At 67.4% G+C, this 16,951-nt stretch carries 18 protein-coding genes; 8 read left to right on the top strand and 10 right to left on the bottom strand.

What is annotated here, in order from left to right; all coding sequences use genetic code 11:
- Window positions 1–95: 95 nt before the first annotated feature.
- Window positions 96–995 (bottom strand): LysR family transcriptional regulator, encoded by a 900-nt coding sequence (locus tag E8M01_RS23210; RefSeq protein WP_170182039.1) that lies wholly within the window; start codon window positions 993–995, stop codon window positions 96–98.
- A 166-nt stretch (window positions 996–1,161) separates the two neighbouring features.
- Here E8M01_RS23210 and E8M01_RS23205 point away from each other — a divergent pair, with 166 nt between their 5' ends.
- The 4 genes from E8M01_RS23205 to E8M01_RS23190 all read left to right on the top strand — a co-directional run bounded on the left by E8M01_RS23205 (window position 1,162) and on the right by E8M01_RS23190 (window position 5,307).
- Window positions 1,162–2,151 (top strand): quinone oxidoreductase family protein, encoded by a 990-nt coding sequence (locus tag E8M01_RS23205; RefSeq protein ID WP_170182038.1) that lies wholly within the window; start codon window positions 1,162–1,164, stop codon window positions 2,149–2,151.
- 232 nt (window positions 2,152–2,383) lie between these two features.
- Window positions 2,384–3,073 (top strand): hypothetical protein, encoded by a 690-nt coding sequence (locus E8M01_RS23200; RefSeq protein WP_246088397.1) that lies wholly within the window; start codon window positions 2,384–2,386, stop codon window positions 3,071–3,073.
- A gap of 253 nt (window positions 3,074–3,326) precedes the next feature.
- Window positions 3,327–4,622, top strand: a complete 1,296-nt coding sequence (locus E8M01_RS23195; RefSeq protein WP_136962334.1) for a hemolysin family protein — start codon at window positions 3,327–3,329, stop codon at window positions 4,620–4,622.
- A gap of 49 nt (window positions 4,623–4,671) precedes the next feature.
- Window positions 4,672–5,307 carry a type VI secretion system-associated protein TagO gene (locus E8M01_RS23190; RefSeq protein ID WP_136962333.1) on the top strand — a complete coding sequence of 212 codons (636 nt, stop codon included), beginning with the start codon at window positions 4,672–4,674 and terminating at the stop codon, window positions 5,305–5,307.
- 32 nt (window positions 5,308–5,339) lie between these two features.
- Here the strand turns inward: E8M01_RS23190 and E8M01_RS23185 are convergent, their stop codons facing one another.
- The 4 genes from E8M01_RS23185 to E8M01_RS23170 all read right to left on the bottom strand — a co-directional run bounded on the left by E8M01_RS23185 (window position 5,340) and on the right by E8M01_RS23170 (window position 10,666).
- On the bottom strand, window positions 5,340–8,207 hold the full coding sequence (locus tag E8M01_RS23185; RefSeq protein ID WP_136962332.1) for an autotransporter family protein: 2,868 nt from the start codon (window positions 8,205–8,207) through the stop codon (window positions 5,340–5,342).
- A 319-nt stretch (window positions 8,208–8,526) separates the two neighbouring features.
- Entirely contained in the window at window positions 8,527–9,342 is an 816-nt protein-coding gene (locus E8M01_RS23180; protein WP_136962331.1) for a hypothetical protein, read from the bottom strand.
- Between the two features lie 47 nt (window positions 9,343–9,389).
- Complete coding sequence (locus E8M01_RS23175; RefSeq protein ID WP_136962330.1) at window positions 9,390–9,740, bottom strand: DMT family protein; 351 nt, start codon at window positions 9,738–9,740, stop codon at window positions 9,390–9,392.
- A gap of 92 nt (window positions 9,741–9,832) precedes the next feature.
- Window positions 9,833–10,666, bottom strand: coding sequence for a hypothetical protein (locus E8M01_RS23170; RefSeq protein ID WP_136962329.1), 834 nt, complete (start codon window positions 10,664–10,666; stop codon window positions 9,833–9,835).
- Window positions 10,667–10,830: 164 nt separating this feature from the next.
- Here E8M01_RS23170 and E8M01_RS23165 point away from each other — a divergent pair, with 164 nt between their 5' ends.
- Complete coding sequence (locus tag E8M01_RS23165; protein WP_136962328.1) at window positions 10,831–11,511, top strand: response regulator transcription factor; 681 nt, start codon at window positions 10,831–10,833, stop codon at window positions 11,509–11,511.
- Window positions 11,498–12,841, top strand: coding sequence for a sensor histidine kinase (locus E8M01_RS23160; protein ID WP_136962327.1), 1,344 nt, complete (start codon window positions 11,498–11,500; stop codon window positions 12,839–12,841). The genes E8M01_RS23165 and E8M01_RS23160 overlap by 14 nt, the downstream gene beginning before the upstream one ends.
- An 8-nt stretch (window positions 12,842–12,849) precedes the next feature.
- Here E8M01_RS23160 and E8M01_RS23155 read toward each other — a convergent pair whose 3' ends face one another.
- Window positions 12,850–13,299, bottom strand: a complete 450-nt coding sequence (locus E8M01_RS23155) for a MaoC family dehydratase (RefSeq protein ID WP_136962326.1) — start codon at window positions 13,297–13,299, stop codon at window positions 12,850–12,852.
- A gap of 66 nt (window positions 13,300–13,365) precedes the next feature.
- Here E8M01_RS23155 and E8M01_RS23150 point away from each other — a divergent pair, with 66 nt between their 5' ends.
- Both E8M01_RS23150 and E8M01_RS23145 read left to right on the top strand, forming a co-directional pair.
- Complete coding sequence (locus E8M01_RS23150; protein ID WP_136962325.1) at window positions 13,366–13,887, top strand: winged helix-turn-helix transcriptional regulator; 522 nt, start codon at window positions 13,366–13,368, stop codon at window positions 13,885–13,887.
- A complete protein-coding gene (locus E8M01_RS23145) occupies window positions 13,880–14,620 on the top strand; it encodes an SDR family NAD(P)-dependent oxidoreductase (protein ID WP_136962324.1) in 741 nt (246 codons plus the stop codon). The genes E8M01_RS23150 and E8M01_RS23145 overlap by 8 nt, the downstream gene beginning before the upstream one ends.
- A 6-nt stretch (window positions 14,621–14,626) precedes the next feature.
- Here the strand turns inward: E8M01_RS23145 and dmeF are convergent, their stop codons facing one another.
- From dmeF to E8M01_RS23125, 4 genes are all read right to left on the bottom strand, one after another.
- Entirely contained in the window at window positions 14,627–15,529 is a 903-nt protein-coding gene (gene dmeF, locus E8M01_RS23140) for a CDF family Co(II)/Ni(II) efflux transporter DmeF (RefSeq protein ID WP_136962323.1), read from the bottom strand.
- 45 nt (window positions 15,530–15,574) lie between these two features.
- Window positions 15,575–15,856 (bottom strand): metal/formaldehyde-sensitive transcriptional repressor, encoded by a 282-nt coding sequence (locus E8M01_RS23135; protein WP_136962322.1) that lies wholly within the window; start codon window positions 15,854–15,856, stop codon window positions 15,575–15,577.
- A 247-nt stretch (window positions 15,857–16,103) separates the two neighbouring features.
- On the bottom strand, window positions 16,104–16,424 hold the full coding sequence (locus tag E8M01_RS23130; protein WP_136962321.1) for a hypothetical protein: 321 nt from the start codon (window positions 16,422–16,424) through the stop codon (window positions 16,104–16,106).
- A gap of 282 nt (window positions 16,425–16,706) precedes the next feature.
- The gene (locus E8M01_RS23125; protein WP_136962320.1) at window positions 16,707–16,928 is read right to left on the bottom strand and encodes a hypothetical protein; all 222 of its coding nucleotides are present in this window, start codon (window positions 16,926–16,928) and stop codon (window positions 16,707–16,709) included.
- Window positions 16,929–16,951 lie beyond the last annotated feature (23 nt).

The raw sequence follows: 16,951 nt of genomic DNA, 5'->3' as shown, positions 1-16,951 counted from the left end.
CATTGCCATCAGGCCTTTCACCCGGAAAGGCCGGAGAAGTGCTGATCCCCGCGCGGGCGTTCGGCAGGCTGATCTCTGGGAGGTTCCAGGCATGCCTAGCCGTGGATGCCGCGGCCGGTCAGGGCGTGGTCGATCGCCGCGCGTACCTTGGGCGACAGCTGCCGCGAGGCCGGGTAGACCGCGAAGAATTCGCGCGTGGTCGGCCGCCAGTCGCCAATCTCGATCTCGACCAGCGCATGGCCGAGATCGCCGGCAACCAGCGCCTCCGGCAGGAACCCCAGCCCAAGGCCGCGCCGGACCGCCGCCGTGGCGATTACCAGATCGTCGACGGTTGCGCCTGAGATCTTCGGCGTCAGCGCGAATTCGCGGCCGTCGCCATGGTCGAAGCTCCAGGCCAGCATCGGCGGCGTCAGCACCGCCGGATGGCCGGCGAGCTCGCGCGGATGCTTGAGGCCGGCAAGGTCCGGCCGGCCGGCGATAAAATCGTGGCTCGCGCACAGCCGGTAAGGCACCGGCCAGAGCTTGCGCGCGACGTGCCGGCCGTCGCGCAGCGGCCCGAGCTGGAAGGCCAGATCAATGCCCTCCTCGACCAGATCGGGCTCCGCATTGGTAAAGCGCAGGTCCATGACGAGATCGGGATGGCCGGCGGCAAATTCCAGCAGCGACGGCCCGAAAGTGTCGGGGCAAACGAAAAACGGTGCGGTCACCCGCAATGTGCCGCGCAGGCTCTCGGCCGTTGCCGCCAGCGCCTCGGCGGCCGACGCGATCTCATCGAAAGCGGTCCCGCAACGGCTGGCGAAGGCGCGGCCGTCCTCGGTCAGGTTCACCGCCCGCGTGGTCCGCCTGAGGAGTTGCACCTTAAGGCGCGCCTCGAGAGCGGCGACGCGGCGGCTGACGGTGCTGACCGGCATGCCGAGCACCCGCGCGGCGCCGACAAAACTGCCCTCGCGGGCAACGCCGACGAAGACCGCGACATCATCATAACTCAGCGGCATTGTCCCACCTGTGCAAATGACCGTCTCATTTTGCCAGGATTGTTCCACAAAGCAATTCCTCACACTGTTTTCCGCATCGATGCCGCGGCACCCGATGCCGCCGGACCGATTGACGCCCCGCCCGGGCCGCCTCCCGGAGCGGGGCCCAATTCTTGATGAGGACGACATGATGAAAGCCATTGTCTTCGACCGGATCGGGTCGCCGCTGGATGATTTCGCGGTCCTGCACCTGCGCGAGCAACCCCTGCCTTTCGCCGGCGCCGGCGAAGCGTTGATCCGGATGCGATCGGCCTCGATCAACCCCGGCGACTTCCTGTTCATCCAGGAGCTCTATCCGGCCCCCAAGAGGCCGCAATATCCGCAGATCGGCGGCAACCACGGCACCGGCATCATCGCCGAGGCCAGCCCCGAGGTTTCATTGCCGCCAGGAACCCTGGTCGCCTTCAGCTACTACAATTCCTGGGCCGAATATGCCGCGGTGCCGGCGGAGTGGTTGATCCCCCTGCCGGCCGATTATCCGATCGAAAAGGCCGCCCAGTTCATGAACCTGATCACCGCCTGGGACCTCCTGGAACAGTCCGGGGTCGAGCCTGGGCAATGGCTGGCGCTGACCGCCGGCAATTCCGCCGTCGCGACCATGGTGGCGCAAATGGCCAGGCGTCGCGGCGTCCGGGTCGCCGCCATCGTCAGGCGCATCTCGGCACAGCGCGATCTGACCGGTCTCGGCGCCGAGCTGGTCATCGAGCTGTCGCAGCCGTCCAAGCCGATCAGCGAACAGATCGACGCGATGACCGGTGGCAAGGGGGTGAACGCCGTCATCGACAGCGTCGGCGGACCACTGTTGGCCGATCTGGCACGATCGCTCAGTCCCGGCGGCAAGGCGATCATCTATGGCGGGTTCGGCGCCGATCCTTTCGCGTTGCATAATTTCGACCTGCTGATGAAAGGCTCGGCGATATCAAGCTACGTCTATCGCTACTTCTTCGAGCCACCCAAGCCGCAAGACAGGGAAACGCTTCAGGCCATCATCGCTCTGACGGCCCCGGCCGATTTCAAGGTCCTGTCGGCCGGCGCGCACGACCTGGACGATTTCAGAACCGCGATCGATGAAACCCTGCACCGGCCGGAGCGCGGCAAGCGTTTCCTGCGAATGTGAGAACTGGCGTGCCGAGGGCTGCGCCAGGACATATGACGCAAGAGACCCACACCCGGACCGGTGCAAGGACAAGGCGGGGAAAATGCCTCGGCAGGCCAGGTGATCACCCGATGGTTCAAGACCCCTGCGCGTGTTCGGCTCGGCGCCTGAACGCTGCAGCGTCGCGACAGCCGACAGCCGGAACCTCATCGGCCGGCGTCGCGGCGTGAACCCGTGGAAACCGAGGCCCGACATGATCGCGAAGAGCTCAATCCTGGCCCTTGTGCTGCTGATATCGACGGCCGCACCTGGGCTTGCCCAGAGCGCGCCCGTCGCAACGCCGGCGCCGCAGCACGTGCCCCTGCAGAAGACCATCGGCCAATCCAGGCCGCATGTCGTGCCGTCGCTGATCGTGATGAACGCCCGCGGCGCCACCCTTCAGTCCGGCAAGCTGATCCTGGTCGGGCTGTCGTCCAATTCAATCGTCTTTGCCGACCGGCCGGTTCGGGCAGCCGGCCACGACCTGACGTCGCGCCTCATGGAGCAATGGGCACCGGCCAACACCAGTCCGGGCAGTTTCACCAGGACCCCGCCCAACGCGACCGTCTCGGTGTTCAGCCGCGACGGCTCCGCCGTGCGCGATGCCGTCGTCGTGCTGAAGACCCCAAAAATCGAAGGCGATCGGGTGACCTTCGACGTCGACGTCCTGGAAGGGGATCTTTCCGGTGGTGATGGACCCGCTTCGATCTTCATCGACACTGTCGGCTTGCAGATGCCGCCTGAACCCTATCCGGGCGCCAATACCCGCAGCGCCTATCGCGGCAGCGCCTGGTATGCCGGCGCCGCCGTCGATGGCGGCGTCGCCGCGGCGGCGGCGGCCTCGCCCGCCTACCCCTTCGCGCCGACAGGCTGCGGCCGCTACGGTCAGCCGATGTGCTACTGAGCCGAAGATTCCTAAAAGCCGGAAGGCCGTCGCGTGGCTCGGCGCGCCGGAACTCGCCGTTCCCGGGTCGCAGATGCCTGTCGGGCGGCGGCGTGCGAGCGGCACGGCGGCAGAACCAAGGGAGATGCCTTCGGCGACGCTTGGTCGCGCATCGCGCTCGGTTGACGCGCCGCGTCCGGAATGCGACTTTCGCCGCCTCTGCAACAACCAAGGATAGGTCCGGTCGCCGTTCGCGAACGGGTCCTCTGGATCAGTGATCGAACTTCTTGTCGCGATTGGACTTATCGCCCTCAACGGCGTGTTTTCGCTGTCTGAACTGGCCATTGTCTCGGCCCGTAAATCCCGCCTGAAGAGCCTGGCCGAATCCGGTCGCCGCGGTGCCGCGACGGCGCTGGCGCTGGCCGAAGACCCGGGGCGCTTCCTCTCCACCGTACAGATCGGCATCACCCTGATCGGCATCCTGGCTGGCGCCTTTTCAGGCGCCGCGCTCGGCCGGCGGCTGACCGATATCCTCGGCGGCTACGGCGTGCCGCAGACGGTCGCCGAGCCGCTGGGCTACGGCCTGGTCATCGCCGTCATCACCTATCTCTCTGTGGTCATTGGCGAATTGGTGCCGAAGAACCTGGCGCTGCGCAATTCGGAGCGGCTCGCCTGCCTGGTGGCGCCGTTGATGTCGCTCGTCTCGCGCGTCGGCGCACCGGTGGTCTGGCTGCTCGACGCCTCGACCAAGCTGATCTTCCGCGCCCTCGGCAGTTCCGGCGATTCGGCCCATACGGTGACGCACGAGGAAATCCGCATGATCGTCGCCGAGGCGGAAACCGCCGGCGTGATCGAGACCGACGAGCGCACGATGATTTCCGGCGTGCTCAGGCTTGGCGACCGCGCCGTGCGCGCCATCATGACACCCAGGACCGATGTCGACTGGATCAACCTCGCCGACACCGATGGCGCGATCAAAGCCGCGCTGATGAACACACGGCGGTCCCGGTTGCCGGTCGCCGACGGCGATCCCGACAACATGATCGGCGTGATCCAGGCGCGCGACCTGCTCGCCAGCGCGCTGGCGGACCAGCCGCTGAACATTCGCGCGCATGTGCGGGTGGCGCCGGTCATTCCAGATACGATCGACGCGCTCGACGTGCTGAACGTCTTGCGCGAGGCCCCCGTGCCAATGGCTCTCGTCCATGACGAATATGGCCATTTCGAAGGCATCGTGACGCCGGCCGATATCCTGGATGCCATTGCCGGCGCCTTCCAGTCCGACACCCATTCGCACGACCCGGAGGCCGTCGAACGCGCCGATGGTTCCTGGCTGATCGCCGGCTCGATGCCGGCGGATGAAATGGCCGACCGCCTCGGCATCGTGCTGCCGCGAAAGCGCAGCTACGAGACGGCGGCGGGGCTGGTGATCGCCGAACTGCACCACCTGCCGGAAACCGGCGAGGCGGTGGAGACGCTGGGGTTCCGCTTTGAAGTGGTCGACCTCGACGGCCGCCGGATCGACAAGATCCTGGCCGCCCGGCTGCCCAACGAAGGTTTCTCGTCCTAGGAGCCGGAAGCCTTGCCGGCTCGCGGCAAAGCCCCTAACTCTTTGAGCCATGGCAAAGTCCGGGATCATTGCTCTCGCCGCCGCGGCACTCCTTGGAAGCAACACGATTGGCGCGGCGCAGGACGAGACCCGCGCGGCGCTCGGCCGTTGCGCCGCCATCGCCGCGGATGCGGATCGGCTCAAATGTTTCGACCAGCTCGCGCGGCCGGTGCCGCCGGCATCCGGCAGCGCTCCGATCTGGGAGGTTCAGACCGAGATATCGCCGGTCGACGACAGCCGCATCGTCAATGTCACACAGAAGCCGGTCGAGCCCTGGGGCGAGCAGCGCGTCGCCCTGACTATCCGCTGTTTCGAGGGCCAGACGAGCCTGTCGGTGTCGCGCGACTCGCTGCTGGCGGTCGGACGTACCGCCAAGGTGATCGTCCGGATCGACCGCCAACCGGCCACCGAAGGCCAGTGGACCATCGCGACCACGTCGCAGGAGGCCATCCTGCCCGAAAACGCCATCGGCTTTCTCCGGGCGCTGCCAAGCACCGGGCGGCTGTTCATCCGGGTCGAGGGCGTGCGCAACCTGCGCTTCGAAGGCACCTTCCGGTTGGAGGGCGTGAACGAGATCCGCCGTACTGTCGGCGAAGCCTGCCGGTGGCCGCCACCGAGCGCCAGCCGGCCGCCCGCCGGACGATAGATCGCACCCGGCTGGAATAGCCGGGCTGCCCCCTACCAGGTGATGCGCAGGCCGAGGCGCCCCTTGACCGCCTGGCGGCGTGAGCCGAGGCCAGTGGTGTAGTCCGCCGAGGCATAGAGGCTGGTCATCGTATTGACCCGGGCGACAAGGCCGCCGCCGAGTTCCAGCGAAGTGCCGCCGAGCGTCGTCGAGATCAGATCGGCGTCGAAGGCGACGTTCTGGTTGCGACTGAAGTCGTGCCAGAGATTGGCCCTCAGATAGGGCATCCATTGGATGCCGTTCATCTGGAACTGGCTGGTCAGCCGCCCGCCGATCCGGCCGGTGAACGACGAGCCCTCGCCGAAATTGATCGTCGAGAAGGCATCGCGCGTGCGGTCGAACGACAGGTGCTGCCAGATCAGCTGGGCTTGCGGTTCGAGCGTGATCCCGGCGCCGAGCGGGATGGGGTAGCCGGCCTCGACCGACGCGGTGAACAGCCGGCCCGAGACATCGGCCCCGATGCCCCGGTCGGACGCCGGCCGGCCATTGAGCAGCGTCGCCATCAGCACGCTGTCGATATACCAGTTGGTCGGCCCGAGATGGGTCCAATAGGCGCCGAGGCTGTAACCGTCGAGGCCCAGCCGTCCGACCGACGCATCGGCAAAACCGATGGCATAACCGCGGATACGGCCTTCGGCGCGGGTGTAGCCCGCGAACACGCCGAAGCGATCGCGATGGCCGTTGTCACGCTCGATGGCATAGAGGTCGAAGCCAGCCTGGATGCCGGTAATGCTGCCGCTGAACGAGGGCGAAACCGTACCTTGCCAGCTCTGGCTCTGCTGCTGGCCATAGACCCGGCCCCACATGGCGGTGGCCTGGCCATTGCCGGTCAGGATGGCCTGTTCGCCCTGGCGCTCGTGGAAGGTGCCGAGGGCGGCGAGGCCCATATGCAGCGCCATGGGCGGCACCGCCGACTGAAGCGCCACCTCCGGCCGGTACAGCACGATCGGCGCGGCGCCGGGCGGCGGCGCGGGCGGCAATGGCGGGGTGCCGGGCGCCGGTTCCGGCGGCGGAGGGACCGGGTCGCCCGGCGGCACCGGCGGCGGCGCGACCAGGGTCGAGCGCAGGTACCAGTTCTCCGTCGTGCCTGCCGTGACGCCGCTCTTGAACAGGAAATATTCGAAGGCGCCGGCCGCCACCGGGCCGGCCAGCCCGAAGGCGCCGCTCGCCGTGCTGCCGCCGTTGACCGCCTGGACGACCATGATGCCGTCGACCAGCGTCAGCGCGCCCGAGCCGCCGAGATTGGTGATACCGATGCCGGTATTGCCGGTCGCCGCGCCGCCGGAAATGACCAGCTTGTCGGACGCCGATCCGTCGGCGCCAAGCACGGTCCTGAGGTTCAGCCGGCCGCCATTGCCGACATAATTGCCAACGACCGTCAGGCTGTTGGCGGCACCGGCTCCGCCATTGGTGAGATCGATGGTGCCGGCATTGGTGACGGTTACCAATTGGCCGGGGCTGAACGACTGGATCTGCGGGTTGACCCCATTGCCCGCGAACAGGGTGCTCGTCGCGTCGATCGCGGCCGTGCCGGTGAGCGTGCCAGCGTCGCCGAGGCGCAGATTGGTGTCGAGGGTCACGCGCGACCCGTTGGTGAGGTTCACCGCTTCCCAGTTCTGGAAGCGGCCGACGCCGGTCGCCTCGGTCCTGTCGAAGGTCAGGGTGTCCGTGCCGGCGCCGCCGTCGAAAAGTGTGGTCGGGGCCAGCAGCGCGGGCGTCAGGTTGCGCAGCGTCGCGGTATCGTTGCCCAGGCCGAGCGCGATCGCTCCGGTCACCGTGCCGCCGCCGTCCCAGGTCAGCGTGTCCGCGCCGAACGTCGTCAGGATGCCGTTGCCGATTGATCCGCCGGTGATCTCGAAGACATTGTTGCCACTGCCGAACCGGACCTGACCGCCGATCGCGCCGCCGGATAGCCGGAGCGTGTCGTTGCCCGATGTCGCCGTGACATCGCCGTCGACCGTGCCGCCGGACATGGTCATGACGTTGTTCGCCTGGTTGAGCTCGACGAAGCCGATGCGGCCGCCGGTCATGGTGACGAAGTCGCCATTGTAAAAACCGCCGATGATACGTCCGCCCGACATGGTGAAGGTGTCGAGCTCACCGCTCTGGTCGAGCGAGCGCACGGTGCCGCCGCTCATGGTGAAATCGTCGATGCCATCGCCCTGGTCGACATGGCCATTGATGTCGCCGGACAACATGGTGACGCGGTCCCTGCCGGCCCCGAACTGCACGGCGGTCGGCACGCCGGCGAACAGCACGCCATTGCCGTTGATCGTGCCCGAATTGGTCAGGCTGTTGCCGTTGAGATTATTGTTGAAAGTGATGCCCGGGCCGCCGCTGCCGGTGATGGTGCCGTTGTTGACGACAGTGCCGATGCCATTGATCACCACGCCCGTGGCCAACTGGCTCGAGATGGTCGCCCCGGCATTGTTGGTCAGCGTGCCCGAACCGCCCATCAGAACGCCGAAGCCACCGGCACCGCTGGCCGTGACGGTTCCGTTGTTGGTCAGGGTATTGGCGTTGCCGGTGGTCACGATGCCATGAAAGCCGACGCCGCTCACCGTGATCGCACCGGAATTGATCACCTGGCTCTGGCCGCGGATCTGCACGCCGTGATTGCCCGGCACGGTCAGGCCGCCGGTTGGCGTTATGGTGACCGTCACATTGGTGCTGCCCGGCTGGGCAACAACCGGATCTGCGCCGGGCGAGGCGCAGGTCGCGGTCTGGTTGGAGCCGGGTGTAAGGTTGTCACAGGCGGCGAGTGCCGTCCGGACGAATGGAAAGGGGCTGCCGCCAGACAGCAAGACCGTTCCCGACAACACCGAAACGGCCAGTGAAACCTTAGCCTGCGATCGCCCCATGCACTGTTCTCCCGATGCCGCCGGTCGGTCGTTTTCGAATGCGCTCCGCCGTTTATTCCGTTACGGAAAGCAAATCGGTCGTCATGCGCCGAATTGACCCATACAGCTCTCATGACAGCATTGCCGCGACAAGACCGGCCGTCAACAGGCCTCCGGCGATAATCTTCGAATGCTGTGGCTACCTCGGTTTGATCTGATCATAAATCACTATGATACCGCCAATACACTTGGACCCATCTTCAGACCATCACCACTTTGTTGGCGAATCACCTAAAAATGGAGTGATGTCGGCGGCGAGCCGGCGCTGGTGCCGGCGTGATCAGCGCACCCAGACCAGCTTGTAGATCAGGCCGGCGAAATCGATGTGCAGTTCGATGAGTTCGGACCGGCTGTTCAGCACCAGGATCTCGAAATGGTGAGACCGCCGCTCGGCCGATGCCCGCGGCCGGAAGCCCTCACGCTCGACCATCCTGCCGACGTCGGCGACCGTGAAGCTCGGCCGGTCCGGCGCATTGTCGTCATCGTAATCGGCGATCTCGATCTCCTCCAGCCGGCCGAACCGGTCGAGCGAGGCGACCCAGGCCCGCCCGCGTGCGTCGCGCACGGGAATCTCGGTCGACTTCTCGTGGCGGACGGGGCTGCCGGCCGTCCGAAAGCCGATCGCCTCCAGCGCGGCACGCATGGTCGCGATATCGGCCGGCCGGGTCAGCGCTTCCGTCAGGGCGTCGGTGCCGGGCTGGATTGCCGGGACCGCGGCTGCGGCCGGGGCGTCGCGGCCCGGCGCTTCGCTGCCGGCCAAGGTTACGCGCCGCGCTTCGAGCACGCGGCCACGCAGCCGGCCTTCGATCACCAATATCTGACCGGCCTCGACGGCGGCCGGCCTGTCCGCGGCGGCGGCCAGCTCCACCAGGATGCGGCCGGTGCCGTCCTCGACCAGGATGCGGTCGCCGAAAACGTCAGCCACCCGCGCGCGCACCATGACGCTGCCGGCGAGCGCCTCCTCGATGGTCACCTGGCCGAACGCCGGACGCGCCTGGATCATCGGCACACCGGCCAGCAGCAGGGCGCCGAGCCAGGCCGCCGAGCGCCAGGGGTTGACGCCCGGATCTGTGTTGTCCGTCCGGTTTCGAAACATGACGATCTCCTCATCGATCCGGGGCAGGAACAGGGCGCGACAGGATCTCAACCGATCGGGCCCTTGAAGATGAAGAAGGCTCCGAGGCAGATCAGTGCGAAGCCGACAAGATGGTTGGCGGTGATGCTTTCGCCGAGATAAAAAACCGAGAATATGGAGAAGACGACCAGCGTGATCACCTCCTGCATGGTCTTCAGTTCGGCCGCGCTATAGACGGAATGGCCGAAGCGGTTGGCTGGCACCGCGAAGCAATATTCGACAAAGGCGATGGCCCAGCTCGCCACGATGACGATGGTCAACGGCTGGTTCTGGAATTTCAGATGCCCGTACCAGGCAAAAGTCATGAAGACATTGGAAATGATCAGAAATCCGATCGGCATGAGCTGCTGGACGGACATGCGATCCTCGTGTCGGGGGGCGGCGCGAGCCTGATGGCCCGTGCCGGGGCGGCGCACCGGCGCAGCCCCGGCAAAGCATAAAGCAGGTCGGCTCAGCGAACCCAGACCTGCTTGTAGATCTGGCCGGCGAAATCGACATGCAGTTCGATCAGTTCCGACCGGCCGTTCAGCACCAGGATCTCGAAATGATCGTCGTGAGGCTCGGCGGGGCCGCGCGCCTGGAAGCCTAGCCGGGCGACCATCTGCACCAGCTCCGGCCCGGCGAAACCAGGCCGCCGAGGCACACGATCGTCGTCATAGTCTTCGAGTTCAACCTCGTCGAGCCGGCCGAAACGGTCGAGCGAGGCGATCCAGCGCCGGCCCTGGCCGTCGCGAACCGCGACTTCCGTATCCTTGCCGTCACGGATCGGCGCGCCGACGATGGCAAAGCCGGCGGCCTCCAGGGTCTGGCCGATCGCACCGGCGTCGAGCGGCATGCCCGCGGCGAGGCGCATTTCGGTCTCGGATAGCGGCAGCACCGGTGCCATCGCCACGGGCGGGGCGAGCGACGCCGCGTTCGGCGGACCCGATATCGCCGGCCCCGCCTCGGCGGCGGCAATGCGGCGCGCCTGCAATACCTTGCCGCTCAGCACGCCCTCGGCACGGACGGCCTGGCCGGTTGCGAGGGCACCGGCCTGTGCCGGCACGGCCTGCAGATCGACCAGGATCCGTCCGGCCGGGCCATCGACCAGCAGGCGATCGCCGAACCGGTCCAGGATGCGGCCCTGGATGACGGTCTCGCTCGCCGTTTCGATCGAGGCCGGCTGAGCGACGGCCGGCGTGGAGCCGGCCAGCGCGCCGCCGGCAATGACCGCCGAAACGACAGCGGCCAACGGCGCTGACAGGGCGATGTTGCGGCGTGGTCGGGGAAACAGGTTTCGAGCCATGGGATCCTCCTCGTCATGGGTTGAGGAGGGTGTTGCTAGCGCCCGCCGCCCCAACCCAGCTTGTCGCCGGCGGTTCAACCAGGGTTAAGGTTGCAGGACCTACCCCGGGGCCGCGTCGGCCGCGCGCCGATGGTCCTGTCACTCTGGTTCGGATGTCCGTGCCGATGCGCCTGCTGCTGGTCGAAGACGATGTGCCTCTCGCAACCGAGATCGTCGCCCGGCTGTGTGCCGAGCGTTATGTCGTCGACGTCAGCCGCGACGGCGAGGACGCGCTGCATCAGGCGACGACCGGCTCCTATGGCGCGGTCATCCTGGATCTCGGCCTGCCGAAACTCGACGGTGTCAGCGTGCTGTCGCGCATGCGTTCGGGCGGCATCGCAACCCCGGTGCTGGTGCTGACCGCGCGCGACCGGCTGGCCGACAAGGCCGCAGCCTTCCGAGCCGGCGCCGACGACTATGTCACCAAGCCGTTCCGCATCGAGGAGTTGCTGCTGCGCCTCGACGCGCTGATCAGACGCACCGCGGGACATGCCTCGCCGCGGGTCAGCCTCGGCGCTGTCACGGTCGATACGGTGACCGGCACGGTGGAGCTGGAAGGCGTGCCGGTCCGGCTCACCGCGCTCGAAACACGCGTGCTGAGCTTCCTGGTCCATCGGCCCGGCCAGGTCGTCTCCCGGTCGGAACTGACCGATCACGTCTATGACCATGACAGTGATCGCGACTTCAACTCGCTCGAGGTCATCGTCAGCCGCTTGCGCCGCAAGCTCGGCGCCGAGCTGATCGAAACCGTCAGGGGTGCGGGCTATCGGCTGAGGCGTGGGGGAGCCGGGAATGCGCTCGCTTGAAGGCCGGTTGATCCTGATCACAGCGGTCTGGACCGTCGCGGCGATCGCGCTCGTCACCGCCCTGCTCGGCGGTTTCGCCGAGCGCTCCGCCCGCCGCGCACTGGAGCTCCGGCTCGCCACGGCAGCCGATCAACTGGCCAGCAATATGGATATCGGCAGCGACGGCACGGTGACGCTCGGCCGCCTGCCCGACGAGGCCGGTTTCACCCGGTCGCGGTCGGGCTGGTATTGGCTGGTGGTCGCCGACGGCAAGGCGATCGCCCAGTCGCGCTCGTTCGCCGGCCGCGAGCCCGCAGCGTTCCTGGCAAGCGCCAGAGGCGAGACCGGCGCCGGCACGCTCGGCGAGCATGTCGCCTTCATCGAAAGGCGCATTCCCGACGAGACGATCCCGGCGCGGCTGATGGTGACCGCACCGCTTGCCGAAATCGAGGCCGAGGTTGCCGGCATCAGGGCCACCATCCTCTGGGTCATGCTGGGTCTGGCACTGGCGCTGATCGCCGGCATCACGGCGCAGATCCGCTGGGGTCTTCGGCCGGTCCGTCAGTTGGCGAGCGACATCGAACTGGTCCGCGCCGGCGAAAAAGAGACCGTCGCGCGGCCCGATATCGCCAATCTCCGGGAGGTCGCGGAAGCAGTAAACCGGCTGATCACACAACTCGCCGCGACTGCCGAACGGTCGCGCCAGGACGCCGCCAATCTCGCCCATGCGATCAAGACGCCGCTCAGTGTCATCATCCTGCGCGCCGGCCAAGGCGGAGCCGCAGCCGACCCCGGTGTGCTCGGCAGCGCCGAGCAGATCCAGCGCCAGGTCGACCGCCGGCTGAAGCGCGGACGCGGCATCAAAGCCGGCCTGGCACCGACGAATACTCCGATCGCGCCGGTGGTCGACGACGCGACCTTTGCCGCCGGCCGCGTGCATGGCGCGCGTGGCATCAGGGCCGAGGCGGTCATCGACCTGTCGCTCACCGTCGAGGCAAGCCGCGAGGACCTGGAGGAGATCGTCGGCAATCTCGTCGACAATGCCTTCAAATGGGCGGCGAGCAAGGTGACCGTCGAGGCCATCCGCCGGGATCGCCTGGTGACCATCACGATCGAGGATGACGGGCCCGGCATTGCCGAAGACGCCCTCGCCGCGGCCGGCGAACGCGGCACGCAGCTGGACGAGACCGTGCCGGGCGCAGGCCTCGGGCTTGCCATCGTGCACGACCTCGTCGCCGATCTCGGCGGCACGCTTGTCCTGAGCCGTGGCCGGCTCGGTGGCCTCGAGGTTGCGATCACGCTTGCAGCGGGGCGCGAAACGCCGGTCGGCGGATCCGGCCACCAGGGCTGAGCGACGCGTCAGCCGACAGGCTTTTTCGGCACCACCAGCTTCATGGTGATGATCTGCACGGGCTCGCCCCGCTGATTGCGGGTCTCGCTGCGCAGCGTCACCATGCCGCGATCGGGTTTCGACCTGGACGGCGTCACCTCCAGCACCTCGCTGACCACGGTCAGGACATCACCCGGCCGGGTTGGCCGCGGCCAGGCGATTTCGCCGCCGCCACCGATGACCCCGCCGGCGATCGGCGCGCCGCCGCCAACCAGGAGCCGCATGGTGAGCGCCGCCGTGTGCCAGCCGCTCGCCGCAAGCCCGCCGAAGAGCGTGGCCTTGGCAGCGTCGTCATCGAGATGGAAGGGCTGCGGGTCGAATTGGCCGGCAAAGGCCTTGATGGCGGCTTCGTCGACAGCGAGCGAACCGCTGGTGAAGGTCTGGCCGACATGCAGGTCGTCGAGATAGAGCGCCGTCATGGAACACCTCGAAGCTGGTCCGCCCAGTTACTTGCATGATGATAGTAACTTGTCTAGACTCTCGCCATGCAACGCAAGTCGTTCGAAGGATCGCTCTGCCCGATCGCCCGCAGCCTGGAACGGGTCGGCGAGTGGTGGAGCATGATGATCCTGCGCGACGCCTTCCACGGGCTGACCCGCTTCGACCAGTTCCAGCGCAGCCTGGACATCGCTCCCAACATGTTGACCCGCAGGCTCAACGCCCTGGTCGAGGCTGGCCTTCTGAAACGGCGGCGCTACAACGACCATCCGCCGCGCGACGATTATGTCCTGACCGCGCGTGGCCGCGACTTCCGGCCGGTGCTGATCGCGCTGACCGCCTGGGGCAATCGTCATTTTGCCGATGAGGGCATTGCGAGCCAGGTTGTCGACGCGACCACCGGCGCGGTGGCCGATCCCGTCATGGTCGACGGCCTGAGCGGCCGCCGGCTGGACGAACCGGATTTCGTCTTCGCGGCAGGTCCTGCCGCCGATGACACCGTACGCAGGCGCATGGCCTTTGCCAGGCGCCGGCGCGAACCAACCGAGCCGGAGGCGAGCCGTGGATAAACCAACAGCAGTGGTGATCGGCGTCGGCGCCGAACGGGGTGTCGGGGCAGCCGTCTGCCGGCGCTTTGCACGCGAGGGCTGTCACCTTCTGGTCGCCGGCCGGACGCAGGCGAAAATCGACCAGGTCGCAGGCACCATCGAAACATCCGGCGGCAGCGCCGAGGCGGTCCTCACCGACGCCTCCCAGGAAGACCAGGTCATCCGCCTGTTCGACCGCGCCATGCAGCCCGGCGCCGGCCGGGCGCCGGCCGACGTCGTGGTGTTCAATGCGGCCAACAACAAGCGCATCGATTTCCGCGAGCTCGAGGCGCAGCTGTTCGAGGATTTCTGGCGCGTCGCCTGTTTCGCCGGCTTCCTCGCCGGCCGCGAGGCAGCGCGCCGGCTGGTGCCGCTCGGCCGCGGCACGGTGATCTTCACCGGCGCCTCGGCCAGCCTGCGCGGCAAGCCCGGCTATGCCCAGTTCGCCGCGGCCAAGGCGGGCTTGCGCATGGTGGCGCAGAGCATGGCCCGTGACTATGGCCCGCTCGGCATCCATGTCGCCCATGTCATCATCGATGGCGGCATTGACGGCGACCGGTTGCGCAGATCCGCCCCCGATGCGGTCGCCGCGCGCGGCGAAGACGGCTTGCTCGGTGTCGAGCCGATCGCCGAGGCCTATTGGCAGATCCATCGCCAGCACCGCTCGGCCTGGACCCAGGAGATCGACCTGAGGCCGTTCAAGGAGCCATTCTGAGCCCTCTCAGGCCGGCTCCACCTCGATGGTGACGTGCGAGAGCTCGGTCAGATGGGCGAGCCTCGCCCGATAGGTCGAGGGCGGCTCGGGCTTCGGCGCGACCAGGGCGACGATGGCGGCGTGATGCCCCGGCCCGACCTGCCAGACATGCAGGTCGGAGATCCGCTCGCCGTCCCGTTCGATCGCCCGGCGGATTTCGTCGGGAAGATCCTCATCCTCCGGGATCAGATCGACCAGGACGCCGCCTGAATCGCGGATCAGGCCGAAAGACCAGCGCGCGATGACCAAAGCCCCGACAAGACCGGTCAGCGGATCGAGCCAGAGCCAGCCATAGAGGCTGCCGGCGATGAGCGCCGCAATCGCCAGCACCGAGGTCAGCGCATCGGCCAGCACATGCAGATAGGCCGCGCGCAGATTGGTGTCGTCATGGTGATGACCGCGGTCATGGTGATGATCGCCGCGCAGCAGCCAGGCGCTGGCGAGATTGACCGCCAGGCCGATCGCGGCCACGCCAATCGCCTGGCCGAAGCTGATCGGCACCGGGTTGGCCAGGCGGACGAGGCTTTCCCAACCGACCAGCAGCGCGACCAGGGCCAGCACGATGGCGCTGGCAAAGGCCGCGAGATCGCCGAGCTTGCCGGTGCCGAAAGTGAACCGCGGATTGCGGGCGTGCCGGCGCGCATAGACATAGGCCGAGACGCTGATCAGCATGGCCGCGGCATGGGTCGACATGTGCCAGCCGTCGGCAACCAGGGCCATGGAGCCGAAGATCGTGCCGGCGACGATCTCCACCACCATCATCGTCATGGTCAGGACAATGACTGCCCAGGTGCGCCGCTCGTTGCGCGCGTGGTCGCGGCCGAGGAAGACATGGTCGTGGCCGGCTGGCGGGAGTTCCGTGTTGCTCATGGCATCTGGCTCTCGGCTGGTCGTCTTGGCGGGCGGCCCGGCGGGTCAGTGACGAAAATAGGTGCGCACCACGCCGATCAGTTCCTCGGCGCCCTGCGCCTTGCCCGCATCCGGCTCGCGCGCGGGATCGACCACGTGGAAGCGAATGTGGTCCTCGATCAGTTCGGCGGTCAGGCCGTTCACCGCGCCGCGGATCGAGGCGACCAGTTGCAGCACCTCGGCACAGCCGGTTTCCGCTTCAAGCGCCCGCTCGACCGCTTCGACCTGGCCGCGAATGCGCCTGACGCGGGCGAGCAGCTTGTCCTTGTCCTTGGTCGTGTGGCCCATGGTCGACAACCTCAGATAATATAGGAGGGTACCCTATATTATCCATCTCGCGGACCACGTCGACTGGCAAAGGTCTGTTGCCGCAGCCGCATCGCCGGCGCCTGCAGGCATGCGCAAGGGCATCGGCCCGATCGTTCGCCGCCACGCCGGCCGAACCCCAAGGGATCGAACACGGTGATGGCAATACCGCCATGCCCGGTCGCGCTTGTCCGGCTGGTGCCGCCTGCTGCCGCGCCGGCAGCGGCGTCTACCGTTTGCCTTCGTCGAGGGCCACGCCGTGGCGGCGCGCCAGCGTGCCGAACAGGAGATTGATCCGGCCGGTCGCCTTGTCGATCAAGGCCCTTTGGGAATTGCTGTCGCGGCCATCCTCGACCTTGGTGGCGGCGATGGCCGTGACGCAGGTCGCGCGCAGGTCGTTGATCAGATGGGCCCGTTGCGGCGAGGCCTTGATCAGATGATCGGCAAGGACGCCCGAGACCACCCGGGCTGCCAGGACGTCGGCACGGAACTCCAGCAATTGCGCCGCCATGTCGTCGAGCGCATCGGCAATGGCATCCTGACCTTTCATATGCGTCTCCCTCGGGCCGCGGATGATTGTCGAAGCGTGTTTGGCCCGCGCCCGGTCGCTTATGGCGGCGCCGAGAATGACCGGTTCGGCGCGCCGGTCAAATCATCATTGGCCGGCAGCGATGGGACATGGCCCGATTGGCTGAACCAGCCCGGACGCAGGTCGCCCCCCGCCGACCACCCCTCTCAACGGCCCTCAAGACAAGACGGCACCGACCTTTGCGGCGTCATGGCGCCGTCTCGACGCGCTTGACCGCCGGTCGCCGGTCGCCGGTCGCCGCGGTTACTGCAAACGCCGGCGCCGGTCGCTGCGCAAGGCGCCGAGCAAAACGCGCCCCGACAGGCCTTGGCTATCGGTCTCCCTGGACAGAGCCGCGAGATAGCGCAGAAGCGCCAGGATCGCGGCGCGGGCGTCGCCGCCGAACTCGTCCAGCACGGCTGCCACTTCCGCCTTGATCCGGTCTTCGCCGTCGACCTGATCACCCTGCCCACGCAGCTTCGCCATGGTCTTTCCGCGCTCATCCGATG

The organism is Phreatobacter stygius, from assembly GCF_005144885.1.
Taxonomy (GTDB): domain Bacteria; phylum Pseudomonadota; class Alphaproteobacteria; order Rhizobiales; family Phreatobacteraceae; genus Phreatobacter; species Phreatobacter stygius.
Note: the sequence above shows the minus strand (reverse complement) of the source record. Positions and strands in the feature narration are given on the sequence as shown.